The sequence below is a fragment of the Halomonas sp. PR-M31 genome (assembly GCF_001039575.1).
Taxonomy (GTDB): Bacteria; Pseudomonadota; Gammaproteobacteria; order Pseudomonadales; family Halomonadaceae; genus Modicisalibacter.
In genome coordinates, this window is record NZ_JIBT01000063.1 from 1 (window position 1) to 24,100 (window position 24,100).

The 24,100-nt window shown below is 54.8% G+C and carries 24 protein-coding genes and 3 pseudogenes; 17 read left to right on the top strand and 10 right to left on the bottom strand.

Annotation, left to right across the window (positions count from 1 at the left end; all coding sequences use genetic code 11):
• The 3 genes and pseudogenes from CH74_RS18835 to CH74_RS15380 form a co-directional block, all read left to right on the top strand.
• Positions 1-1,677, top strand: a pseudogene (locus CH74_RS18835) (type I restriction endonuclease subunit R); the annotation flags it as partial.
• 298 nt (positions 1,678-1,975) lie between these two features.
• Positions 1,976-2,824 carry a hypothetical protein gene (locus CH74_RS15375; protein WP_048308404.1) on the top strand — a complete coding sequence of 283 codons (849 nt, stop codon included), beginning with the start codon at positions 1,976-1,978 and terminating at the stop codon, positions 2,822-2,824.
• A complete protein-coding gene (locus tag CH74_RS15380) occupies positions 2,824-6,018 on the top strand; it encodes a DEAD/DEAH box helicase (protein ID WP_048308405.1) in 3,195 nt (1,064 codons plus the stop codon). Before CH74_RS15375 ends, CH74_RS15380 begins: the two co-directional genes overlap by 1 nt.
• Before the next feature lie 756 nt (positions 6,019-6,774).
• On the opposite strand, the pseudogene CH74_RS18840 reads toward CH74_RS15380, so the two are convergent.
• Positions 6,775-6,921: pseudogene (locus CH74_RS18840) on the bottom strand (transposase domain-containing protein); the annotation flags it as partial.
• Positions 6,922-7,065: 144 nt separating this feature from the next.
• On the opposite strand from CH74_RS18840, the gene CH74_RS15390 reads away from it, so the two are divergent.
• Positions 7,066-7,398 (top strand): type II toxin-antitoxin system RelE/ParE family toxin, encoded by a 333-nt coding sequence (locus CH74_RS15390; RefSeq protein ID WP_048308459.1) that lies wholly within the window; start codon positions 7,066-7,068, stop codon positions 7,396-7,398.
• Positions 7,395-7,697 (top strand): addiction module antidote protein, encoded by a 303-nt coding sequence (locus CH74_RS15395; RefSeq protein WP_048308406.1) that lies wholly within the window; start codon positions 7,395-7,397, stop codon positions 7,695-7,697. The genes CH74_RS15390 and CH74_RS15395 overlap by 4 nt, the downstream gene beginning before the upstream one ends.
• A 103-nt stretch (positions 7,698-7,800) precedes the next feature.
• Here CH74_RS15395 and CH74_RS15400 read toward each other — a convergent pair whose 3' ends face one another.
• Positions 7,801-8,826, bottom strand: coding sequence for a YafY family protein (locus CH74_RS15400; protein ID WP_048308407.1), 1,026 nt, complete (start codon positions 8,824-8,826; stop codon positions 7,801-7,803).
• Positions 8,827-9,119: 293 nt separating this feature from the next.
• Here CH74_RS15400 and CH74_RS15410 point away from each other — a divergent pair, with 293 nt between their 5' ends.
• The 7 genes from CH74_RS15410 (at position 9,120) to CH74_RS15440 (ending at position 14,357) form a co-directional block, all read left to right on the top strand.
• The gene (locus CH74_RS15410) at positions 9,120-9,374 is read left to right on the top strand and encodes a hypothetical protein (protein ID WP_156181550.1); all 255 of its coding nucleotides are present in this window, start codon (positions 9,120-9,122) and stop codon (positions 9,372-9,374) included.
• Between the two features lie 26 nt (positions 9,375-9,400).
• Complete coding sequence (locus tag CH74_RS15415; RefSeq protein ID WP_048308410.1) at positions 9,401-10,063, top strand: hypothetical protein; 663 nt, start codon at positions 9,401-9,403, stop codon at positions 10,061-10,063.
• 19 nt (positions 10,064-10,082) lie between these two features.
• Positions 10,083-11,024 (top strand): metallophosphoesterase, encoded by a 942-nt coding sequence (locus CH74_RS15420; RefSeq protein WP_048308411.1) that lies wholly within the window; start codon positions 10,083-10,085, stop codon positions 11,022-11,024.
• 37 nt (positions 11,025-11,061) lie between these two features.
• Positions 11,062-12,717: a nuclease-related domain-containing DEAD/DEAH box helicase gene (locus tag CH74_RS15425; protein ID WP_048308412.1), complete on the top strand. Its 1,656-nt coding sequence runs from the start codon at positions 11,062-11,064 to the stop codon at positions 12,715-12,717.
• Between the two features lie 125 nt (positions 12,718-12,842).
• A complete protein-coding gene (locus tag CH74_RS15430) occupies positions 12,843-13,157 on the top strand; it encodes a hypothetical protein (protein WP_048308413.1) in 315 nt (104 codons plus the stop codon).
• 418 nt (positions 13,158-13,575) lie between these two features.
• Positions 13,576-14,166 carry a zeta toxin family protein gene (locus CH74_RS15435; protein WP_048308414.1) on the top strand — a complete coding sequence of 197 codons (591 nt, stop codon included), beginning with the start codon at positions 13,576-13,578 and terminating at the stop codon, positions 14,164-14,166.
• Entirely contained in the window at positions 14,163-14,357 is a 195-nt protein-coding gene (locus CH74_RS15440) for a hypothetical protein (protein ID WP_048308415.1), read from the top strand. The genes CH74_RS15435 and CH74_RS15440 overlap by 4 nt, the downstream gene beginning before the upstream one ends.
• 561 nt (positions 14,358-14,918) lie before the next feature.
• Here the strand turns inward: CH74_RS15440 and CH74_RS15445 are convergent.
• The 4 genes and pseudogenes from CH74_RS15445 to CH74_RS15460 form a co-directional block, all read right to left on the bottom strand.
• Positions 14,919-15,152: pseudogene (locus tag CH74_RS15445) on the bottom strand (nucleotidyl transferase AbiEii/AbiGii toxin family protein); the annotation flags it as partial.
• A complete protein-coding gene (locus tag CH74_RS15450) occupies positions 15,142-15,963 on the bottom strand; it encodes a type IV toxin-antitoxin system AbiEi family antitoxin domain-containing protein (protein WP_048308417.1) in 822 nt (273 codons plus the stop codon). The pseudogene CH74_RS15445 and the gene CH74_RS15450, both read right to left, overlap by 11 nt.
• Positions 15,964-16,265: 302 nt before the next feature.
• Positions 16,266-17,102: an alpha/beta hydrolase gene (locus CH74_RS15455; RefSeq protein WP_048308418.1), complete on the bottom strand. Its 837-nt coding sequence runs from the start codon at positions 17,100-17,102 to the stop codon at positions 16,266-16,268.
• Between the two features lie 152 nt (positions 17,103-17,254).
• The gene (locus CH74_RS15460; RefSeq protein ID WP_048308419.1) at positions 17,255-19,123 is read right to left on the bottom strand and encodes a 3'-5' exonuclease; all 1,869 of its coding nucleotides are present in this window, start codon (positions 19,121-19,123) and stop codon (positions 17,255-17,257) included.
• Positions 19,124-19,378: 255 nt separating this feature from the next.
• On the opposite strand from CH74_RS15460, the gene CH74_RS15465 reads away from it, so the two are divergent.
• From CH74_RS15465 to CH74_RS18690, 5 genes are all read left to right on the top strand, one after another.
• Complete coding sequence (locus CH74_RS15465; RefSeq protein WP_253273092.1) at positions 19,379-19,693, top strand: hypothetical protein; 315 nt, start codon at positions 19,379-19,381, stop codon at positions 19,691-19,693.
• Between the two features lie 139 nt (positions 19,694-19,832).
• A complete protein-coding gene (locus CH74_RS15470; RefSeq protein ID WP_048308420.1) occupies positions 19,833-20,297 on the top strand; it encodes a copper chaperone PCu(A)C in 465 nt (154 codons plus the stop codon).
• Positions 20,298-20,319: 22 nt separating this feature from the next.
• Positions 20,320-20,898 carry an SCO family protein gene (locus CH74_RS15475; RefSeq protein ID WP_048308421.1) on the top strand — a complete coding sequence of 193 codons (579 nt, stop codon included), beginning with the start codon at positions 20,320-20,322 and terminating at the stop codon, positions 20,896-20,898.
• A 66-nt stretch (positions 20,899-20,964) separates the two neighbouring features.
• Positions 20,965-21,204, top strand: coding sequence for a DUF2281 domain-containing protein (locus tag CH74_RS15480; protein WP_048308422.1), 240 nt, complete (start codon positions 20,965-20,967; stop codon positions 21,202-21,204).
• Positions 21,201-21,344, top strand: a complete 144-nt coding sequence (locus CH74_RS18690; RefSeq protein ID WP_156181552.1) for a hypothetical protein — start codon at positions 21,201-21,203, stop codon at positions 21,342-21,344. The genes CH74_RS15480 and CH74_RS18690 overlap by 4 nt, the downstream gene beginning before the upstream one ends.
• Before the next feature lie 74 nt (positions 21,345-21,418).
• Here CH74_RS18690 and CH74_RS19710 read toward each other — a convergent pair whose 3' ends face one another.
• Genes CH74_RS19710 through arfA form a run of 4 tightly spaced genes read right to left on the bottom strand, consistent with a single transcriptional unit; the run spans position 21,419 to position 24,014 of the window.
• Positions 21,419-22,459 (bottom strand): isocitrate/isopropylmalate family dehydrogenase, encoded by a 1,041-nt coding sequence (locus CH74_RS19710; protein WP_253273093.1) that lies wholly within the window; start codon positions 22,457-22,459, stop codon positions 21,419-21,421.
• Entirely contained in the window at positions 22,399-23,157 is a 759-nt protein-coding gene (locus tag CH74_RS19715; RefSeq protein ID WP_253273094.1) for a hypothetical protein, read from the bottom strand. Before CH74_RS19715 ends, CH74_RS19710 begins: the two co-directional genes overlap by 61 nt.
• A gap of 51 nt (positions 23,158-23,208) precedes the next feature.
• Positions 23,209-23,784 carry a gamma-glutamylcyclotransferase gene (locus tag CH74_RS15490; RefSeq protein ID WP_048308423.1) on the bottom strand — a complete coding sequence of 192 codons (576 nt, stop codon included), beginning with the start codon at positions 23,782-23,784 and terminating at the stop codon, positions 23,209-23,211.
• 59 nt (positions 23,785-23,843) lie between these two features.
• Positions 23,844-24,014 carry an alternative ribosome rescue factor ArfA gene (gene arfA / locus CH74_RS18400; RefSeq protein ID WP_082140455.1) on the bottom strand — a complete coding sequence of 57 codons (171 nt, stop codon included), beginning with the start codon at positions 24,012-24,014 and terminating at the stop codon, positions 23,844-23,846.
• Positions 24,015-24,100 lie beyond the last annotated feature (86 nt).

Here is a 24,100-nt window from a genome sequence, read left to right on the forward strand (position 1 = left end):
CCGGATCCCGAGCTGCCGGCCGGCGCCGACAACAAGCCTGAGCCGTTCCATCTCTACTCCATGCGTCAGGCTATCGAGGAAGGCTTTATCCTCGATGTGCTGCGTAACTACGTCACCTACAGCACTGCCTGGAAGCTTGCTCACCCCGATGGCGAGGACCAGGAGGTCGATTCCAAGAAGGCCTCGCGCACCCTGGCCAAGTGGGTGCGGCTGCACCCCTACAACATCGCCCAACGCGTGGAAGTGATCGTCGAGCATTACCGTGACAATGTCCGCCATTTGCTCGATGGCCAGGCCAAGGCCATGGTGGTCACGGCCAGCCGCCAGGAGGCGGTGCGCTACCAACTGGCCATGCGTCGGTATATCGAGGAGCGGAACTATGGTGACGTTCATCCCATGGTGGCCTTCTCCGGCAGCGTGCCGCCCGATGAGGAGATCCCCGAGGAGGTCACCGAGACCAGCCAGTTGCTTAACCCCCGGCTCAAGGGCCGCGATCTGGCCGAGGCGTTCGACACCGACGACTACAACGTGATGATCGCCGCCAACAAGTTCCAGACCGGCTTCGACCAGCCCAAGCTTTGCGCCATGTACGTGGACAAGAAGCTGCGTGATGTGGACTGCGTACAGACCCTCTCGCGGCTCAACCGGCTGTTCCCTGGCAAGCAGACCTTCATCCTCGACTTCTACAACGACGAGCAGGAGATCCTTGACGCTTTCGCGCCCTACTACCGCAAGGCCGAGCTGGCCGGCGTCTCCGACCCGCAAGTGGTGTACGACCTGCAGAACGGCCTGGACGCCAGCGGTATCTACCATTGGCCCGAGGTGGAAGCCTTCGCCAAGGCCTTCTACGACCCCAAGGCACCTGCGTCGAGCCTCAGCTATCACTGCCGCCCCGCTCAGGATCGCTTCAAGCAGCGCTATCAGCTGGCTCTGGAGCAGCTTCAGGTCTGGAAGGAAGCTCGCCAGGCCGCCGAGCAGAACGTCGATGACAAGGGCCTGAAGCGTGCTGAGCAGGAACTGAAGGACGCAGGCACCACCCGTGACGAGCTCGACCTGTTCCGCAAGAACCTGCAGAGCTTCGTGCGCACCTACGAATTCCTCAGTCAGATCGTCACCTTCGACGATCCCGAGCTGGAGCAGCTCTGTGTCTTCGGCCGCCATCTCCATCCACTGCTGCGCACCGATCGCCTCCTGGAGGAGGAGAACATCGACGTCAGCGAGCTGGAGCTGACCCACTACCGCCTCACCAAGCGCGAGGAGAAGCGCCTGCGCCTGGAAGAAGCCGAGGGCGACTACGGTCTCATCCCGGTCAGCGAGGTTGGCTCAGGCAAGCCCCACGACCCCGAAAAGCAGCGCCTTAACGAGATAATCGACCGGCTTAACGACCTCTACGGCGCCGAGGTCAGCGACGACGACAAGCTGCACTTCGCCAACGGCATCGCCGACCGCATAGAGCGCGACGAAGCCGTGATGGCCCAGGTGCGCAACCACAGCGAAGACCAGGTGATGCACGGCCTTTTCCCGAAGAAGGTCACCGACGCCGTGCTCGACGCCCTCAGCGACCACGAGAAACTCAGCATGCCGTTGCTGGAAGACGAGGAGACGGGGAGGCAGTTTGCGCTGTTGATTTTGAAGCTGTTGGCGGGGAGGTCGAACCGTGACTCGCGTGCTGAGTAAAAACTTACGGTAGGAGTCTGTCATGGCGGATAGCGATCCAAAACCGATATGTCGGAAAAGGCAGCATGCTCGTTGATTGGTGTTATATAGCCAAGTCAACGAAAATACAACGAAAAATCAGTGGTTTGATGTGGCGGTATAAGAATGTTGAACGCGCGCGCTCGTTCAAGTCAATAAACGAGCGCGCTGTCTAATACCTGTTATACGCTCGGGCTGGTAAGTCTGTTTTCTCACCAAAGCGGACATTTGACTCGTCCTGATATCGAGTAATTTTTTAGATAAACAAGGCTTATTTTTAATGACTCCAGATCAAAGCTGGGCTGCACTTGAGATCACTGGCTTTCCAATTGATGATGATTGTGTCGGGTCAAAATGGAAAGTTGAGAATGAAGATCAATTGGCTCGCCTTATAGCAATAGTTGTTATGGGGCAGGCTGCGCAGGCAGCTCATATTATTGATGAATTGTTACCAGCAGCACCTGCATTTACTAATGAGGCACTCAAAGAGGAAGCAGTGATAAAGTTCACTGTTCAGGAAGTGGCTCAAACTCCACGAATGGGCTATCCCAGAATTCAAAGGGATGGCTTGATATTTGAAATTATTTCTTGGATAGCTGCCAAACAGGTGTCCGGTGAAAAAAGCTTTCTTAAAGACCCGCACACGAGCTCTACATCTCAAGGTTTAGACGGGATCATGATAGAGCTTAACGAAGATGGCAGTGAAATACTCAAATCCACCATCTTTGAAGATAAGTGCACGGACAACCCTCGAGATACATTTACGCAGAAAGTAATACCTGGGTTCTTAGATCGGCACGGAAACACAAGAAATGCAGAACTTATTGCTGCCGCTGCAACCCTTATCCAGTTGAGTGGAGTTAGTAATGTGCAGGCCATGTCTATGGTTCGCAAGGTAATTGATAACTCAAGCAGACAATATCGAGCAGGTTTTGCGTTAACTCAGGATTTCGATACGGAGGAAGCCCAAAAGGCACTGTTTAAAGGGTATAACAAAATAAAGGATATAAACCAGGAACAACGCATTGGTGCAAGCCTCATTGTAGATGGTAAGTTAAGGGATTGGTTTGATGCGTTGGCAACAAAAATCATTGCTTACATAAAACAGTTAGATGCGGAGCAGGATTAATGTTTGATCCAGAAACAGCTTCACTCCTTCGATCTGCTCCCGAGTTCCCTGACTTAGCCCCTAAAGACCTGCCGCAACTCTTAACCGGTCACTATGCGCAGATTGTCTCTATGAGGCTTGGTGGAGAAGAACAATTAGGCCAGGAAGGTGGTTGGACATTAGATCGTATTGCGGACACCTATGAGCTAGTAGTTTCTATCAATAGCGATCCGTCTATTAGGCGATCCTCTGCATTTGTTGCTGCGAGTGCTCAGCAATTGATAGCAAGGAGAGAGGAATTATTAGAAGAAGAGATTGCCGAGAGGGAAAATGTCAGCAGGGATCGTTTAGCACCTGAAATTGCGGCTGTCCTTCTATTTCTTGCGGCTGAACAATACGCAGATGCCCTTGAAGCCGCATCCAAGGTGAAAATCGAAAAGGAGGGGCAGCATTACCTTGTTACCGAATTAGTCAGACATATAGTAGATTTGGCTAAAGGTCGGCTAGTAGATATTGTTAATAGGAGCAATGAAAGAGTAGGTTTTGTTGTAGAGCAGGAAGGTAATGTCGAATTTTCTGCTTTTATCGCACTGGTTCAGTCTCTAGTCTTCGGCATAGAAGATCTATCAAAAATAATCTTAGGAATTGGTTTGGACGATGCCCAAACCCAATCTCCCAAAGCGATTTTTGAGCATGTCAAATCACTAGCAGCTTCAATCAAGAGGGATGCCTTGGCATGTGGAGTAGAATTCACGTTTCCTGGGATTACTCACCTAGCATCATTACTCACTGCAACATATGATGGGATATCTGAATCTGCGCTCACTAAGCTAGAGCCCCCACAGGGCTCTGGGACTGAATTTTGGCATAATTGGATAGCGTTACGAGCAAAAAAATTCCCTTATATTTGGCCTAATCACAGAAAGGCTCTCACAGAGGGTTTCCACCACATTGGTACGTCTGCTGTAATGGTTTTACCAACAGGAGCCGGAAAAACGACTATTTCCTCAATAAAAATCGCTAGTGCTTTATCGCAGGGGAAAAAGGTAATTTTTCTTGCCCCAACTCATGCGCTTGTTGAGCAGCTTACCGTCGATCTGCAAGAGATGTTCCCCCAAGACATTTTAGGTTCGACAGTATCAAGTGACTTTGACTTGCTTTTCCAGGTTGGTGCAGTTCTCCCTGAAATTGAGGTAATGACACCTGAGAGATGCTTAGCAATGCTCTCTTTCTCTCCAGAATCCTTTGATGATGTTGGCTTATTAGTATTTGATGAATGTCATTTGCTCAGCCCGCAATCGGGAAAGATACGCAGATCGTTAGATAGTATGCTTTGCTTGCTTGCATTCAATAGAATTGCCCCAGAAGCGGATACTCTTTTTCTCTCTGCGATGGTGAAAAACGGAGAAGAATTTGCAAAATGGATTAATCAATTAACGGGTAGAAGTTGTATTAGCGTTGATCTGCTATGGAAGCCGAGCAGGCAGGCTCGCGGAGTTGTAATTTACGCAGAGAATGACGTTCAATCCATAAAAGTAAACGCAAAAAATGTGCAAGCGCGTCTTGATAAGCAGGCCGGGAGCCGTGCCGCAAATTTAAGATCTGCTTCATCCAGGGAGTTGGTCATAAATCCTTATGCCATTTGGGGCTTACAGCACAATTGGCTGGATTTGGAAAACAATAATGCGATCTGTACTTTCACAAAGCTAATGCAGGATAAAGTTTTACTTAGCGGAAAGCTTTATCAAAATAACTTAGCCATCACCCCTAATGTAAACAGCGTTGCTTCAACATTGGCCGTGACAAGTGCCAGTAGTCGACTCAAAACTATTGTATTTGTTAACCAAAAGTCTCATGCCATATCTACTGCTAAAAGTATTTCTATTGCGCTTGGTCAAAACATTGTCCCAACGGTAGATGAAAATCACAGATGGGATGCGTTAGAGTTAGAGCTTGGAGGGCTTGAGCATTCATTGCTAACCAAGGGAAGCGCCGCAGTCCCCCATAACGCATCGATGCTACGCATTGAAAGAGAGCTGTCTGAACGTATGTATAAACGTGCAGACGGTGCAATGGTTATTGTTGCTACCCCAACGTTAGCTCAAGGCCTTAATCTCCCTGCGCAAATGGCGATTTTGGCAGGAGATAAACGTGCTGAAAAGGATGGTCGCCAACTTTTGGAGGCGCATGAATTATTGAATGCTGCGGCACGCGCAGGTAGAGCTGGGCATCTTGCAAATGGAATTGTATTGCTAGTACCCGAGCCGATTCTCATTTTTCCTGAAAATAGAAGCTTGAACAGAGATGTCGTAAGTAAATTGCAGTCATTAATCCCAGAAGATGACAGATGTGTAGAAATTTCAGACCCAATATCTAGGGTTTTAGATGAAATTTCCAATGGCAATACCCTAGACCGTGACGTGATGTACTTAGTTAATCGACTCTCAACCCTGAGTGATTCTGAAAACGATGAAAGCTCATTTTTCAACCTTAAATCCTCTTTTGCTGCATTCCGATCTGGGACGAATAATGAAGAGCAGAGATTTGATGCCCAATTAGTTGAGTTGGAAAATCTTGTGAAGCTTAAAAACAGCGATGAAATTGATCAGTCTCTATCAATTCTAGCGTCACAAAGTGGGTTGCCACCACTTGTACTTTCACGTTTGAGGTCCGCGATTACTAAAAATATTGGAGCTTTACCAACGTCAATTAATGAGTGGGCTATTTGGCTATTCAATTGGTTTAAGACTGATCCAGAAGCTAAAGAACTGTTACTCTTTGATGTAAAAATGTCAATTCTCGGGGCAACTGGACGAAATAAAAATGGTGAGCTCTCTGATGACGTTCTAGATGCCCTATCTCCGGGGGTATGTGCGTGGCTAAGTGGCTCACCACTAAGAGACGTAGAGAGTGCTTTGGGGGGCAATCCAGATTCAGATAATGCAACCGCAAAAGCCTGTCCACGAGCTAGAGAGTTGGTCGGAACAGTTTTACCAAGAGGCCTTTCTTTTATTATGGGTTTGGTGACACGTATTGTTACTGAAATAAGTCCGTACGATAACCAGGAGAGTCTATCTTCCGAAGTAGTAGAAGCACTAAGTACAGCAATCCGTTTAGGTTATGATAGCCCTGAAAAGCTAGCTTTCTCAATTGCAAATCCTGCTATTTTATGCCGGGTTGCAGTTCACCAAGCTTATTCTCAAAAAATGCCTTAACAGGATATCCAATGAAGTCGAATTTGAGATTTTCAATGTCTGCTATTGGTCGGATTCAGACATCGAGATCATGGTCCATATCGCGTATAACAATCGGCTGCACGGCGACCAGTTTTCCGACGCTTTCGCGGCTCCAAACCGGCGCGTGAGCCGGGCGTAAATTTGCACTGGCTGAGTGTCCTCTTTTAGCCGTAAGAGATCAGCATGCCTTTGAGGCGAGCAGTTTTTCGCTCCCCCTGAGGCATGCTATTCGGGAGAGAGGAAGATCTCAAACGGTACACGAGCGGTACACACACCAGATTCGTTTGCTATCCTCATCTTTCGCTAACCTACTGATTCCAAAGAACTGTACCTTTCGCTCAATTACGGTTGCTTTTCCTTTTGTATCAGTAACTTATTGTTTTAAAAGCGAACTCATAATCCCTTGGTCGCAGGTTCGAGTCCTGCTGGGCCCACCATTAAAATCAATACGTTATAAATATTTATTCTGAGATTTCTCTTGGCTGTCTTCGCTTAGGAAGCACATGGGAAGCAGCGCAGGAAAAACCAGCTATTCCGTTCCATCGCAGTAGCCGTCCTTTGTTGCTCTGCCACCGCCGTCCCCATCGCCTAATAGACGGTGTCGTTCCAGCCCCACACATGGTGTTCACTTTTTTCTTGATGCCAGTTGGTTGAGTCTATTGGCTGAATCTCGGTCGGCTCCCAACAAGTAAGGGCGCGCAGTACATGATCCTCACCCTCAACCAGCTGGAACGGCACCTGTTCAAGGCGGCCGATATTCTGCGTGGGTAGCCGTTCTAGCACGTCTTTCAGGTAGGCGTAAGACTTGTGGTTGTTCAACAGCTTGGCGTACTGGATCAGGCTCATGATGGCGGCGGCACGCTGGCCACTGCACAGTGAGCCGGTGGCTTAATGTACTTGGCCACTACAGAAGCACCGAAGACACGAAATGTCGCCACTTTCACCGAGAGTGAAAGTGACGCCAAGAGTGAAAGTGCGCTGCGACAAACCTGTTATTATGTAGCTTTTAAGCTACAATATCCTTTCATGACAGAGCTGACGCATTACCTGACCGCCGATGGCCACGACCCTTTCCAGGCCTGGCTGGACGCCACCAAACGCAAGGATCGCCACGCCGCCATGCGCGTGCTGACCCGTCTCAACCGTCTGGCTGCTGGGAATGTCGGCGATGCCAAAGCTGTGGGCGACGGCGTAATGGAGTTGCGAATCGACTATGGCCCAGGCTATCGCGTCTATTACGCCAAGATAGGCCAACGCCTAGTCATGCTGTTGATAGGCGGGAGCAAGAAGCGCCAGCAAGCCGACATCGAGCAGGCCAAGGCGTTTCTAGTTGACCACCGAAGGAGGACTAAGGAATGAAAAGCCACGATGAAGCGGTCATCGAGATGTTGCGTAGCGACCCCACCATGGCTGCCGAGTACTTGCGCACTGCATTCAACGAGTTGGATGAAGAAGGCGGGGAGCCGGCATTTTTAATGGCGCTGCGTCATGTCGTCGAAGCGCAAGGCGGTATGGCCGCGATTGCTGAGCGGGCCAAGGTGTCACGCGAAAGCCTGTACCGCGCCTTGTCGCGCACTGGTAATCCCACACTCAAGACCTTGACCACGGTTATCAAGGCGACTGGGATTCAATTTCACGACCTGACTCACGCGCCGTAGAAAGGCAGAAGCGCAGCGGATTTAAATCCGCCGCTGGAAACAGTGTCGGTGCGAGTCCGAGCACCGGCGCCATTTCAAGATCAGCAGTGTCTGCTCCACTCGATCATGCATCTGCCGGCGCCTTGTCAAGGCGCGACAAAACCCTCTCGGCATTGGTCCGAATGTCGTCACGCCATACCTGCGGTTCGATGACGTCCATGCTAGCGCCCATTCCCCGCAACCACCAGAGCGTCTGTTGATCATCCGGTACCTCGGCCTCCAACCGCTGCCAATCGCTGTCAGGAATCGGCGTTAAAGTCTGCCGTTCGGCCAGCGGCGTCTCGGTCAGTAGCCAGGCGACCTGGGGTTCGACATGCGCAACCAGTCGGACATCGTCCGAGCCCTGTGGATAGCCGAAGGCACCGCTGCCGATGTAGTCGTCCAGGTCGAAGCCCTCTGACTCGCGCCACGCATTATTGCTGAAAGCGACGGCTTCAATTCGCTGCAGGGCGAACTGACGGACATCGTCATAGTCGTTCACGGTGGCCAGCAGGTAGGTCACGCTGTGGCGGCTCACCAGGCCCTGCGGGTGCAGCGTAAAACTCTTGCGTACTTCCCTGCTGCGCGACAGGTATGTCACGTCCAAGGCCTTCTTCTCCAGTAGCGCCTGGGCCACGCTCTGCCAGGTGTTTTCCTCGAGCTGTGCGGGCAACAGGGCCTTGCCGTTGGGTATCGCCCGCACGCGTTTGGCCCACTGGCTTAGCCCATTGCGCTCCATATCATCCAGCAAGCGTCTGGCATCGGAGAACTGAGGGGCAAGCTGGCCGATCACGACCGGCGGCAGCAGCCCACGGAGGTACTCCTCGGCGAGCACCAGGGTCAAGGCGCTGGGTACATCGAGGGCTGGCAGGTTGCAGTGAAACGCCCGGTCGAAGTACCAGCGATAAGGTTTGCTGTCGTCGTCGCAGATCAGAGGGAAATGCAGGGCGAGCTTGTCGCGCAGATCGCGCTGCAGCGATCGGGTATCGATCTGGAATCCACGTTCTTGCAGCTTCTCCAGCAAGACCGGCGTCGATATGCGACCAGGACTGCGTGGGATCAGTTGCAGCAGGGTCAGGTAGCGAAACAGGGTCTCACGAATTTCCGACATGCACGCTCCATTCAATGGCCAAGGTGTGAGGGGAGCGTAACGGTACGCCTGCCAACTCACTAGCAGTGAGCGTTGATGCCGGGCTTGGTCTCTCCCTACCGGGAGGGTATCCGACAAGATCTCCTCGGGAAGCGACACGAATTGTCGCATGGCAGGGCTATGCTCATGGCATGTTACGCCCCGCAGATCATCGAGGGTGAGTACCTGTTCTTCAAACTGAAACCCGGGATCACCAGTCAGAGTTTACTGTGCTCGACCCTGGATCAACCCACCGCTGTATGAGGGAACTTGTCATGTCGTTGACTGCCGAGCAACTGTCCCGTGCCTTGTTCGACGCCGATCCCATGGATACCTGCTGCAAGGAGAATGGCTGCTTCGATGAGTATGACGCGATTGCCGAGGATATCGTGTCGAAACGTGAACAAGGCCAGTCGCTGGAGAAGGCGCTGCGTGACACTTTCGACGAATGGTTCGGGGAAGCGCTTGCCGAGCGTATCGATGTGCCGGCATTGTGTCGTCGTCTTGCAAATCAACGCTCTACGATCTGACGCGATCGGACAGCCGGGAGACAATAATGGAGCAGTTGCGTGCCGAGCTGCAGCGCCGGGCAGCCTCAATTCCTGCGCCAAAATTATTGCAGCGGATGGGTTACCCCAAGCCCCGGGAAGCTGCGATTCAACGCCTCCAGACGGTATTGGCGGATCCCGACCTGGGCCTGACGAGCGGCGGCTTCGATTTTCGCTACGGTAGTCGGGCCTTTCTCTGTGCGCTGTGCGAGGCGCTCGGCATGGCCGAGGACGACTATCTGCCGGCCATCGACGCGCGGCAGCAATGGCTGAGAGAGGAGAGGGAGGCCTTCAAGCCCTACCTTTTCATCGACACCGGCTTTCGGCGTTCGGATCGCCCGGTCACGGCGATTTTCATTCTGGCACTCTGCGAGCCAAAGCGACGCCTGACATTTCCCAAGGGATTCTGGCGCAGGCCATGGCACGAACAAATCGAAGTGGCCCGGCGGCGCGTATGTCAATTCATGGCGCAAACCGGCGGCGATGTAAAAATCTGGGGCACGGCCCAACGCTTCCTGTTCTTTTATACCGAAGACGCCGCCATCGTGATCGATCCTTCCGGTAGGGTGCTGGGTGATTGGCATGGTGGGGTGCCCAACCGCGCCTCGATGCAAGTTGGGCATAAGGAAATCACCGCACAGCTGCCTGCGGCGGATACGAATAACCAATAATTCAAATTCAAGAGGCATCATGTACGATCTGATCGGCGATATTCACGGCTATGCCACGCCCCTCAAGCATCTTTTGAGCAAGCTGGGCTACACCGAGCGGAAGGGCGTCTGGCAACACCCGCAGCGCCAGGTGATCTTTCTCGGCGATTTCGTCGATCGAGGTCCGGAGCAGGCGGAAACCGTGGCGATCGCCAAGGGCATGGTCGAGGCCGGACAGGCCCTGGCGGTGATGGGTAATCACGAGTTCAATGCCGTGGCCTGGGCAACGGAAGATCCCGAATCTTCCGGTGAGTATCTGCGTCCGCATACTCCAAAGAACCAGCGCCAGCATCAGGCGTATCTCGACCAGGTTGAAGAGGGCAGTGCGCTTCACCGTGAGCATATCGCTTGGTTCAAGACCCTGCCGCTGTATCTGGATCTGGATGAGCTACGAGTAATTCATGCCTGCTGGCATCCGCCGTCACTAGGTGTGCTGAGCGATTATATGGACGAACAGCAGCGCATTCTGCCCGAGGCCTGGCCGGCACTATGTCGCAAGGACTCGGCCCCGTTCGATGCGCTGGAAACCGCTGTTAAGGGTCTGGAAATCCCGTTGCCGAAGGGATACGAGTTCCATGATAAGGACGGCAACCCACGCCATCATATTCGCACCCAATGGTGGACGCTGAAGCAGCTGAGCTATCGTGATCTGGCCATGGTGCCCGCCGACCAGCTCGAGGCCATTCCTACCTGCCCGGTTCCCGAAGACGTATTGCCCGGCTACGCCGGCGACAAGCCGCTGTTCGTGGGTCATTACTGGCTGACCGGCGAACCCAAACCGCTCAATCGCTATATCGCCTGCCTGGATTACAGCATTGCGGCAGGCCATACCCAGAGCGCCAGCGAGGGCAAGCTGTGTGCCTATCGCTTCAATGGCGAACGTACTCTTTTCCGCAAAAATTTCGTCTGGGTCAGTGAGTGAGCCAGACAATCCATTCACCATTGGGCGTTATTGATCCATGGCCACAATCTACCCGCATCGCAGCGACGAAGAGCTCGACACTCTTCCTTCCCGCGCCGAAGCCAAGGTCTATCGGCGCCTGCGCGCCCTGGATTTTCCTGGCTTGACCGTCATGCATAGCCTGGCCACCCAGACCCGCAATGCAAAAGGCACCTGGGTAGGCGAGATCGATTTCCTGTTGTTTCATCCGTATTACGGCTTTCAGCTATGGGAGGTCAAGGGCGGCGGCGTATGGCTGGAAGCAGATGGCCACTGGTACAGCCAGGGTAATCATGGCACCCACCGCCTGATCACCACACCGCTCGAGCAGCTCAAGAAACAGACCGGCAGCCTGCTGCAGGCCATGGGCAAGGTGGTGGGCGATCTGCGCCTGCCCGTGGCGCCGGTGCTGGTATTTCCCGACGTGGGTGAGTGGCGCGGGGAAATGCCCGTGCTGGCCCTCAACCGCGACCATCTGCTGCTCAAGAGCGATCTGGAAGCGCTGACTGCCGATGACCTGGCCAGGCGCTTTACCAATGCACCGCTGGCCGGCCCGCATGCTACCAACGACCTGCCGCTGACCAAGCAGCAGGCCAAGCTGATCGAGCATCACCTGTTGCGTCCGGCCTGCGCCCTGGTGGGCAGCGTCGTCGAACAGGCCCGAGACGTGGAGGCCAGCCTGTTTCGTCTTGGCAACGAACAGCAGTGGGTGCTGCGCCTGCTCGAATACATACCACGCATGGCGATCCATGGCGGCGCGGGAACCGGCAAGAGCATCCTGGCACGGCTGCGGGCCGAACAGCTGGCCCGAGAAGGCAAGCGCGTGCTGCTGCTGTGCTTCAACACTGCCCTGGCCGAGGCGCACCGACAGGCGCTGTTCGAAGATGATGCGCTGCGCATCGAGGCGTTGACCTTTCACGAGCTGTGCGAGCAGCGCGCCAAGGCCGCAGGTCTTGGCTGGCAAATACCGATGGCGCCTGGGGAGAAGGGCACGTTCTACAACGAAACAGCGCCGGACCTGCTGGTGGAGGCCCTGCATCGCCGTCCCGATACCTTCGATGCCCTCGTGGTAGATGAGGCCCAGGACTATGAGTCTTACTGGTGGCTGGCGCTGAACGAGCTACTGGCCAGCGAGGCCCAGGTCACGCTGTTCGCCGACCCCGCCCAGAACCTCTACGGTCGGGACTATCAGCTACCCGTAGAGGTGTTCACGGGCATGGTGCCCTATCCCTTCATGCTGCATCGCAACTACCGCAACGCCCTGGAGATCGCTACTTGGCTCCGCCAGCACCACGCTGCGGCAGCGGAGCCTGGCGATCATCTGCCCAGCAGCGAGCGAGGCGTCGAAACGTTGCGCTGGAAGACCCCGGAACAGCAGTGCGAACTGGCGCGGGTCACCCTAGACAGCCTGGAGGGGGAGGGCTTCACGCCCGAGCAGATACTGCTGCTGACGCCTTTTCGAGTGGAAAAAAGCGAGGTGCTGACGACTCTGGCCGAGACCCATCCCCAGTACGCAGCGCGGATGTACAACGTCTCGGCGGTCAAGGGGTTGGATGCCAGCGTCGTGCTGCTGATGGACATTGGCAGCGGAACCTGGGCCTCGGACCCGAAAGTGGAATACGTCGGTGCCTCGCGGGCCAAGGTACTGCTCAGGCTGTTCAGGAAAGCTGCTTGATCGTCGAATGACATAACGACAACCGATGGATTTGGATATGCTAGGCTGTCTGCGACTGGGGCAAGGGTCCTCGGGTCTGGGGCAACCTGCCCCGGCATTACCGACTGCCCGACATGAGCCGGGCTATGGACGACTGGCTGGCGATCGCCGCAGCGACAGACGTTGCTGTCAGTCTCATCGCGCCGGGCATTGCTATCAAAGGTCTGGGTGTCTCCTTTGCCAGCAAGCACTTGCGGATGCTGGACCCAAAGCGGTATGCCGTACTTGATGAGGTGATCAGTGAGGGGCTGGGGTTTGCAAGGAATCCGAAAGGCTATGCGCTCTTTATCTACTGTCTCCAGGAGTTTTTGGCACGGCATGAATTGCCTTATAGCGTGGCAACCCTGGAATCGGGACTCTTTTATTTGATTCGCCAGCAAGTGCGGGCAAGGCAAGATTAACCCGCTTAGGGCGACGCTCGTACGGGTCCTGGAAAAATAATGAGATCAGGTAATGCAGGGAACGATGGATAGCGAACGTAACGTAGAGGAGAGAGCGCTTTCGAGGATGCTTGCTGGGCGGGGCCGTGGGCGATGCTGGGTGCAGCAGTCGAGCTGGAGCCACCCTCATCGAGTTCTTGAAGTCTTGAGTACTTTGAGATAGCTCCAACACATTTAACTCACTCATGATAGGTGCCCGCTAAGCAATAGGTGGACACCTACCGTCATCAAAGTCGCAGTTCAGTAGAAGATGGGTTCACCGGATGGAGACTGATAAACTCCCACTTCTCTAGACCAACAAGGGCGAGGTGCTCCGCTGTGCTCGTAGATATACTGCTCAGGGTAAACTTGCCTCTCCCGTGCGTAGGAGGCTAATACGATGAGTACTGAGTCGACGGCACCGACCTGCTGGATCGTTGCCGGCCCCAACGGTGCCGGCAAGACGACGTTTGCCCTTCACTACCTACCCCAGGTGGCCAAGTGCGCGCGATTCATCAATGCCGACTTGATCGCCGCCGGGCTGTCGCCGTTGGCTCCGGAGCGTGAATTGCTAGCGGCTAGCCGGATTTTCCTGCGCGAGATCGAAGACGCCATAGATGATGGAGAGGACTTCGCCTTCGAGACGACTCTATCGGGAAGGGGATATCTGAGCTTGGTGAAACGGCTACTCTTCAACGGCTGGCGAGTCGAGCTGGTCTATCTGGCGCTGCCCTCGGTAGAGATGTCTCGCTTGCGCGTCGCAGAGCGCGTCTCTCACGGCGGCCACAATATCCCGTTGAAGGATATCCAACGTCGGTTCCCGCGCAGCCTTAATAATCTGCTGACGCTCTACGCCCCCAGTGTCACCCGGGCGCGCTGCTTCATGAACGCCGGGGGCACACCTGAGCCGGTCTTCGAGCAGGCAGACCAGACGCGCAATATTCTCGATGACCGCCATTACAACGTTCTCGTCAAGGAGGCACAGCTATGACCCAACCGACACCAGATACTCAGAAGATGCTCGATAGTCTTCGCACTGCCGTGGCGGAAACTCTGGAGCGGAAGCGCCGTCTCGGCCAGTACGCTGTAATTTGGGAGGACGGCAAACCCGTATTGGTTGGTGACGATGCACCGCCACAGCAGGCGAGTGAACAGTATCGCCAAGACCAGGAGTCGCATTGATGGCTGAGGCGGACCCCATCAGTTGGACAATACCCGATTCAATCTGCCAGGTTTATGGGTTGCAAGTCTGGTTGCGAATTGGTTGCTGATTGCAGGGAATCTGTGTGGCTAGCGTGAATGATGGAAACTGTTAACTAATTGATTTTAAAGTACAACCGCATTGCAGGCGCGGTCCGAAATGTTACAAAATTGCACTCATAATCCCTTGATCGCAGGTTCGAGTCCTGCTGGGCCCACCAACCAGATCCATCATTTCTCCGCTTCGGTATATTTTCCTTCTAGATCTGGTGTCCGTATTGCCAAGGTGAAAAGTCTCCCTCCATTGATCTTCGCAAGGCCATTATGAATACTGTTACTGCCAGATCACGCCTCGAGCATTCTGGGTCCTGCAACTACTAAAGCGTTAACCATTACTCATGATTTTGGCGCTGTTGCCGAGTGAGCTCAGAACAGCGCTTCCAGTTCTTTACGCTGGGCTATGTGTTTTTCCGCATTCTGCCCGATCAGCTTGTTCAGGTTGATAAGTTTCCAGCGCACCGCGGGGAGATCAGCGGCCTGCGGGCGCTCGATGGCAGTGGCAATTCGGTCCATCGCTTCATTGATCTCGGCAAGGCTTTCGGCACGGTCTTTGACCGGCAAATAGGTCAAGTCGATATCAACCGAAAGACGTGGGAGGTCGCGGTAGAAGAGGTTGATGGCCGTGCCGCCTTTTAGGGCGAAGATGCCTTCTTCGGCGACATAGGGAAGGAGGCGTACGAGCAGGGCGACCTGTGCCTCGTAAACTTCACGCGCCATCGGCTGTCTCCGTTATCGCAAATTCTTCCGGCACCATGATGCGGTAGCGCGGGTGTATCCTGCCGCCTTTGACCAGAGCGCGGTCGCCGCTTCCGAGATTGAATTCCTGCGGATCGAGGCGCTTGCGCCACGGGTGGTTATGGTGGTCGGCAAAGACGAAGAACAGCCGCGTAACCTTGATCTTCCTGCAACTGTGCAACAACGCTGACAGGGTGCGCGGGCGCAGGGTCGTCAGGCTTTCAAACACCATATCGAGATTGTGGAAGCTCTCATGGCCGGGCAGCTCGTCCATGACTTCCAGGACCGCCCGTTCGGGTGATGACATCCTCAGTTGCCAGTCCCAAGGCAGGGTGCTTGCGGCGTTGGAGCCGTCCTTGGCAAGGCCGAGGGCCGGATCGGAGAAGAGGGTCGTGGTACGTGTTTCCAGAGGTGCGTTCAGCGGTAGCCTGACCAGCCAGTTTGGTGTGCCTTCGCCATAGACCCAAACCGGCGCGTTCCCGCCCAGCGGCAAATAATGGCTGTAGCCTTGCAGCGCGAGCGCCGCCATGCCACCGATGTGAACATCGTAGCCCATGATGTGCTGCATAGAGAGCAAGCAGGTCTTCCAGTCGATGGTGTCGGGTTTTCCTGCACCCGGTGCCGGGCGCAGGAAAACGCCGCGGGTCACGCGCATCAGCCAGCCGCGATCAACATATTTGCGCGCGAGGAAGCGGCTGACTTCATGGCGTTTCAGCCAGTCAGAATCAACCATGAAGCCGGGAGGGACAGCTTCGAGAGTATTCTTTAATTTTTCTGCTTTATGTGCACTCATAGGTAACACATTATAATAATTTCAAAGAAATTGCCGCACGGCTATTTAACAAAAACGATTTTAGTGTACTTTAGGTGCACAAAAATTAAAGATAAAAAAGGATTGAGGGCTCCGTCAGCCAGAAAAGCAGGGTGGGCGAGCGTGCTGGCACAGGATGATACAAAGGCTGGGACTGCCCTGCAGAAGTTTTGCGGGTACGGGCCCCGCATAGTTATGCATTGTGCTGCAGGGTAACGCCACGGACGTCCCGTAAGCTATTGAATACATGTTGTCTTGGTGGGCCTGGCAATCCCAAGTGACGTTCAGCGCAGCCGTGGCAACCCCGTCCGCTCACTCAAAAAGGCATCGATCCCCTCCAGATAAATCGATTCGCTCTCAAGGAACCCGGTGTTGTGGCTGCCGCCGATGACCAGCAAGCGCTTGGGCTCAGGGGCCGCCGCATGGACGGCTTCGCCCTCGGCGAACGGAATGATGTCGTCGTCAAGACTGTGGATCACTAGTACCGGTGTCTCGATCTCCTTGACGTAGGCAATGACGTCATATTCGAAGCGGGTCAGCCAGCGAGCCGGCAGGAAAGGATAGAGCCGTTGGGCCAACGCCGGCACCGAGGTGAAAGGCGACTCCAGGATCAGTGCCGCGGGTCTGGCTTCCCGCTTCAGCTCCTTGGCCAACTCCGCAGCGACTGCCGCCCCCAGCGAGCGGCCGAAAATCACGATCTTTCCCGGCTCGATGCCATGTGTCTCGTCCAGCCAGCGCCAGGCGGCGCGGGCATCAAGGGCGGTACCCGACTCGGAGGGACGTCCTTCGCTCTTGCCGTAGCCGCGATAGTCGACGATCAATACCGAAAGCCCGAGCCGGTGGAATTGCTGGATCGACGCCAAGCGGTGCGAGATGTTGCCGGCATTGCCATGGAAGAACAGCAGGTTGCCACGTGGAGACTCGGCTGGTACCCACCAGGCATCCAGCGTCACCTCATCGTCGGTGCGCAGTTTGACCGATTCCCAGGTCAAGCCGATGTCCGCCGGCGTGGCCACATGCTCACGCGCCTGGGGCAGATACAGCAGCCGATCCTGAAAGGCACAGGCCGCCACTACCAGCATTGCATAACCTAGTAACAGCCACAGCAATATACGTAACATGGGTTTGCGCCGTTGACTGGCTTGAGTTTGGCCGGGCCGTTACTCCGGTCTCTTTTACTTGACGTACAGTCGTTTTACCTTTTCAAGTTCAAGACTAGCATCAGCGACGAGCGAAGCGTGGCACTTATCAAGGCGAAGATACGCTGACCCCTTTAATCCGCCGTCATTTCACAAAACCGGCTGACAAACCAATTATTCCCGCTGCCGGTAACGAGTAGCCTTCGCCGCGCTCGCGTCATGCCTACGTACAAAAGGCGCCCTTCCTGGGCCAGGTTCTCTTCGTTGTCTTTCAGTGCTCCTAGTCCGCAGAGAATCACGGTGTCGAATTCCAGCCCCTTGCTGCTCTGGCGGCTGAGTAGTACTACCTGGTTTACCTGTGGATCATAGGCACGCTTGTCCGCGGTGCTCTGTAGGCAGCAGCTGGGTATTCCGGCAGCCTTGAGGGCGTCGTGGTACCGCTGCCCTTGGGCGTTTTGGGTGTAGACGATGGCGATGGTGTTGAGCTCGCACCCTTGGGCCTGCCATTGCGTGATGCAGCGCACCAAAAAATGCGCTTCGTCTTGGAGGGTTTTGAAATGGCGAAAGGCGGGGGGAGGGCCACTTACGCCGGCCACTTCAGGCGCAATAAGCGGAATGTGGTCTTCGTCCGCGTCCTGCGCTTTTATGAAGTCCTTGGCAAAGTCGTAGGCGAAGGTAAGGATTTCCCGGGTGTTGCGATAGTTGAGCTTGAGAATCGTGGTACGGCCGCGGGCTTGGATGCCGGCGGCGGAAAGCGGGAATTTGATCGAGCTTTTCTGATAGATGGACTGGGCGTCATCGTAAAGCAGCAGAAGGGAGTTGATGCTCGGATCGATCATCTGCACGACCAGCTTGAACCATTCTTGCTCGAAGTCGTGTCCTTCGTCGATCATCAGTGCGCCGTACTGTGCTCGGGGGATTCGTGATTGATCAACCGCCTGGATGACGCTTTCCACCTGGCGCTCGTAAACAGGTCGTGTTCCAGGCAGTAGATCCACGTTGTAGGTCTTCAGCTGCAAGCCGCACCATTCGTGAAAATGGTGGACTCTTACCTTGTCCTCGATATCCTTTTCTGCGATGAAGCAGCGCAAGCGGGCTGCCAGAGTAATATTGAAGCACAGCACTAGGATCGGCTTTTGAATCGCTTGGGCCAGATACAGGCAGCGATAGCCGAGGATCAGCGTCTTGCCGGACCCGGCGACGCCATGGATCACCCGGTGACCATCACCCATGCTTCTGGCCAGCTGTTCCTGCTGGATGTCCATGACCCGCATGATGTCGGGAATCAGATTGGTTGGCTTCTCTTCATCCATCTCACCCGTCTCATCCTTCGAATGCTCGTCATCAAAAAGATCCTTGGTGGGGGAGTCGATGCGCACTTCAGGGAAGAGCTGCCAGCGAATCCTGTCGATCTGCGGAACGCTCAGCTGCTCGCCGAAGCGATAGTCGAACATGTCCCAGAGGCGCTGCTGAAACGCTTCCGGGTCCACGGTGGTAAGCATCTCGTCCTTGCAGATCAGGCGATGCGCGGGAAGAATGCGCTCCTGCTCTTCCTCGGGAACGACTTGATCCCATTGGCGGCGGGTGATGTTGGGAAATACGACGCCGTACCCGTAGGGAAAGCACAGCTTACCCTGGTAGCGTTCGTCAGCCTGGATCAGCTGTGGATCACGCTTCAACTGGTCGATGGCGGCAAAGGAGCACTGGCGAGCTTGGGTCAGCGGGTTGCTGACTGTTTTTCGACCGCTATTGGTATCAAGTACGACGCTTTCCGGAGTGATCGACCTGAGAGTATCGAGCTTCCAATCCTTGACTTCGAGAAAGAGCAGGCCGCGGCCAGGGTGCAGGATGATGAAGTCGGGATAGCGACGTTGACGCCCGAGAGGAATGTCGTACCAGACCAGATAGTCCTCTTCCAGCAAGCTTTCCAGCCGCTGGCCGAAGCGCCGTTCGCCACCGGTCATTCTGGAAATGGTGCTGAGAGCGGGAATGATCGTGGCCATGGTGTCGATGTCCCGATACAGGGCTAGGAGGCGGTGCCAACAATGTTTTTTTAATTTAAACGAAATAAATAAAGATTATTCTTCAATAAGTCGGCAGTAACGTCAGCATTTGGTCTCTTTGCCGGCATCGTTTCTATATTTTTTATTTCGTTTATTGAATACAAAAAGCCTTGCGGCATTCTTCAAGCGGTTTGCTTGTACCCCAAACACAAGACCCATTATCATGGTTTCATGAAACCTACCCGCGGACTCATTTTGAATATCGTCGTTCCGATAGCGCTGATATTGGTGCTCGCCGGTGCCATCTTCGGCGGTCAGGCAGTGTCCGAAAGTCGTGCCGACAATCGTATCCAGCAGGCACTTGCGACGGCGCTCGAATCCTCGAATGCGATAGAGCTCAAGTTTTTGCAGCAGGTCAATCACGGCTACGGCGTCTGTGGTCTGTACAAGGTGGCCTCATCCAATCAGGGCTACGCTTCGTTTTTCTATGACAAGGTCAACGAGACGGTCATTCTTGATGTCAATTCGCGGCGCTATACGTCGAATTGCGGTTTGTCTGCTTTTTGTTAATGCCAGTCATTCTCGATTGGCTCCACCTCCCAAATGCTGCATATTTCAAGAGTCTGCTCGGCGAGCGAATCTGCTAGCGTCGGATAGGCACGACCTGCATCCTGCCCTTCAGCATTTCTCTAAATGGAGAATGAAACCGATGCCTAGCGAAAAGCGAAACATCAAGTATCGAGGCTTTTATGCGCTGCTTATAGGCGTACTGTTGGCGCTGTTGTCGATGAGCAGTGGCTATGCCGCGGAGTTGGAGGTGAAGGATGCTCGATTACGCGCCTTGCCCGGCGATCTGCCGGCGGCAGGCTATTTCACGCTCGACAACACCAGCGACAAGTCTGTGGTTCTAGTAGGGGCGCAAAGCGATGCTTTCGGTATGGTCGAGATGCATCGCAGCACCAACGAAGACGGGATGGCTGGCATGGAGTCGATATCCCAGCTCGAGGTGGCACCGGGCAAGAGTCTCGAGTTTGCGCCGAAGGGGTATCACCTCATGCTCATGCAGCCAAAGCAGCCGTTATCCGTTGGAGATGAGGTAAGCGTCGAGCTTGAGTTCGAAGATGATCGGCGTTTGTCCGTGGACTTTGAAGTCGTGTCCCCGGCGTCGATGTAAAAAAGCCACGCAGGAGACATCCATGCATAGAGGGTTGTTGCCGGTACTAGTATCGCTGTGGCTAGCAGGATGCGATGGTCGCGACTGGCGAACCAACGACGTATCCGAGATCATGCCGCCGCTTGATTTCAATCTCGTCGATGAGAACGGCGAGCAGGTGAGCGAAGACGCCTTTCTTGGAAAACCCACGCTGTTGTATTTTGGCTATACCCATTGCCCCGACATCTGCCCCACCACCCTTGCCGAGCTTGCATCGATCACCAGGCAGCTCGATGAGAAAGCGCGGGACGACATACAGATACTGTTTGTCTCCGTCGATCCATCCCGGGATACCCCGAAGATCATGAAGCGCTACACCAACGCGTTTGGCCCGCAGTTTGTTGGGCTCACCGGCGACAAGGCCGACATCGATTCACTTACCAACCAATATCGCATTACCTACAAATACGACGAAAAAGACGAAAACGGCAATTACGATGTCACCCACTCCAGTGCCGTTTTCGCCTTCGATCGACAAGGCAATGCGCAGTTCGTGATACGCGATGCAGATCCCAGGCAGGATGTTGTCTCGGATCTGGATCGGCTTTCTGAAAGCGGCTGAAGGCGCGTTGCAAAAAAAGTAGGTGTGCTATGCTTGCGAGAAGTCGTCAATGATGGGTAAGCGCTTATGCAACTTGAAGAATTGATGGCCAAAGTGAGTCGTCTGCCGGCGTTTCGACAACAAGAAGTGCTGGACTTTGTCACGTTTCTGGAACAACAGCATGGTCGCGCTGCTACGCTGAAGGATGACCACGGAGAATGGTCAGAACATCAGTTTCAGATCATGAGCGTGGATCAGGCCATGCGTGGTATCAGCGACGAGTCTGACCTTTACTCGGAAGACGATCTGAAGGAACGCTGGTCATGAAACGTGCCGGACAGATCGCACTGATGCCTTTTCCGTATACCAATTTACAACATGGCTTTTTAAGAGAACTACCCGAATCTCGCCTACTCGATATCAAAGAGCGCCTGGCCGTCTGGCTTACAAGCCGCAACGGCCAATGACACTTTATTGATTCGCCAATTTTAATCCACTGATTTGATCGAATCACCTGCTACCGGTTCGGCGCTATCTTGAATTATCTCGCCAGTTGCTTTTCCACCGCATCGAGAAAGCCTTGCATATCCACTATCTGCTCCTTGTCCGGATTGGCAGTCTTGCCTTTCAAATCGCCGGTGATGATGCCGGCATCGACGGTATCGATCAGCGCTTCTTTCAGTTGCGTGGCGTAGTTGACAAGAGGGTCGTTGCCTTCCCGCTCGCCCAGGGTTTCCAGGGCGTTGGCCACGGCGAACAGCAGCGCCGAGGAGTTGAAGTGCGCTTCCTTGCCGTCCGTTTCCTGGTATTTCAGGTAAAGATCGTGGGCGGTGCCGTGAGGCGCCTCGAACAGCATGGTGCCGTTCTTGCTTTCGATGATGGAGCTTGCTGTGGCAAGACTCCCGCCCAGGGCGGCGGAGATGTCCGAAAAGATGTCGCCATCCAGATTCTGGGCCGGGTAGAGAGCGTTGCGGGGTGGGTCGGTGATCATCTTGATCAGCTGGCTTGAGGGCCGCATGATCATAAAGGAGGGTGGCGCAGTACCAGCCTGGGCTAGCTCGTAGCGCACATCGGTGATGACGGTGCTGAACACCTCATCGTAATTCATGTATTCGCGCTTGAGGCCAAAGTAGACCTCCTTCTTCTTGCGCGAGGCATCCCGGAATACCTGCAGTACCCAGTCCTTGATGGCCTGGGCATCGTTGGACATCAGCAGAATCGGGTCGCCTTCCTTCACCCGCCGGGCATGCTTTTCCTCGCCGTCGACGATCACCTTGAGGATGCCGTCTTCTGCGGCGGGCATGTTGTAGCTGCCGTATTGATCACCGCCCCCTGCGCTCATGCGAGACAGCGACACCTGGGCCTCGCGCTTAGGGATGCCGTAGCGCTTGAGCTGCTCGACCAGCTTGAAGAGCTTGCGCCCAGTGGTGTTGTCCGGCACGCCCCATAGGGCCCGCTCGGGCGGGTTGGCTACGATACGTGCCGCCTGAGCGTCGATCAGCTCATAATGATAGGCAAGCCCTAGGGATTCGACCTGCTGCTGATACTCCTGCCGGTAGATCTCTTCGATGACCGTACGCATGGCGCCGTCGTAGCCGGCGATGACTGTATCCTTGAGGCCGAGATAGATATCGCGCTTTTCATCGATCGCCCGCTTGAAGAAGCGATGGGCCCAGCCTTGATATCGTCGATATCGTTGGTGGCCAGCAGCCAGGGATCTCCCTTGTTGACCTCCCGGCGGTGCAACTCGACCGGGTCGCCGCTGGCACCGACGAACATCAGCTTGACGATACCGGTGGCGCTGGAGAGCTCGTTGTAGCTCTCCTTGATGCCGCCGCTGATCATGGTGTCGACCTCGATGTCTCGGCCGATCCACTCGGGTTTGTCGAACTCCAGATTGCGAAACTGAATGTCTTCCCGAGTGATGTTGCCGCCAATACCCTTGCGAATGGCGCCGTTGGGTGACTTGGTGGCCAGTGGATGCAGGGCGTTCTTGACGATGTTCGGATGCTTTTCCAGCAGAGCCGTCAGCTGATCCCGGTTGACGGTCATGCCGGCGTTCTTGATGCCCACGCCGTGCTGCTTGAGCGCTTCGATGGCGTTCATGACGGCTTTACCGTTGGTCGCCAGACGATTTTCCGCAGACAGATCGATATCGACCAGTTCCATGTCCAGACGCGAAGTCACGAACATCTCAAGGATCTTCTCGAAAGCCACCTGGGCCATTTCGTCGCCATGGAGAATGACCAAGGGAGACGCTACGCTGATCTTGCTGCTCATCATCTTTCTCGTCTTGCTGTGGTAATGAAATTGAGTGTGACTCGAGTCAGTCTACTCTTTTGTCGGCTTTAGGGGAGGCAGCAATCGTTCCAGCTCGAATACGTGTGGGTCCTCGACATCCAGCTCACGTAGCGCCGCCGCCAGATTCAGCAGGTAGTCGCGATTGGGGCCGCTCGGCCCCTTGGCTCCTGCAATTTGCTGCGCGATATGATGATATGAAGCATCGCCGAGAAAGGCGGCGTTGTCTTCGGTGGCGATATAGACCAGTCCTTCAATACGCTCGCTCTTCTCGAAGTGCAGTTCGGTTACCAGGCGCAGATAGCCGTTCTTTTCACGGACATCGAGAGGCCCCAGAGTCTCGGGGGTAATGCGATAGGCCATGCCGTGACAGATCGCGCCTGCCTGGCGCACCAAGGTGGCGACCCGCCCCGGCGCTTCCGGTGTGCCGCGATGATCATGAGAGCCTTGCCAGAAACGCCGCACCCAACCATGAATGTAGGCCGGGCGCCGCTCCAGATAGGGAAAGCCCGCCTTCCAGATCAGCGAACCGTAGCCGAACAGCCAGATCGCATCCTGGCCGTCGAAGTGGGTCATGGATTGATTGATGCGTGTAGTGTCGAGCGACATGGTGCAGGGTTGTCCAAGCTATCTGAACTTTTCGAAAAATACAGGCTAAAAATGCAGCCCTATTGCGAAACAACCTGATCAGGCCGCTTGGCAATAGGCTGGTGGCAGGGCCGCCGACCCTTGCGAGAATAGCTGCCCTTGCCCTTCTTGGGTGTTTGCTGCTGCATGCGAAACATCGGTGTGCGCAACGACGCCTTTAGCGCGTTGTCGCGAATTCTGGATTTCTTCACGTTCTTTCTCCATTGGTTTTAAGAGGCGAAAACCGAATCGGGTGGGCTCGGTTCCGCCCTTTAGGACAGCCCGCTTGGGCAATGAT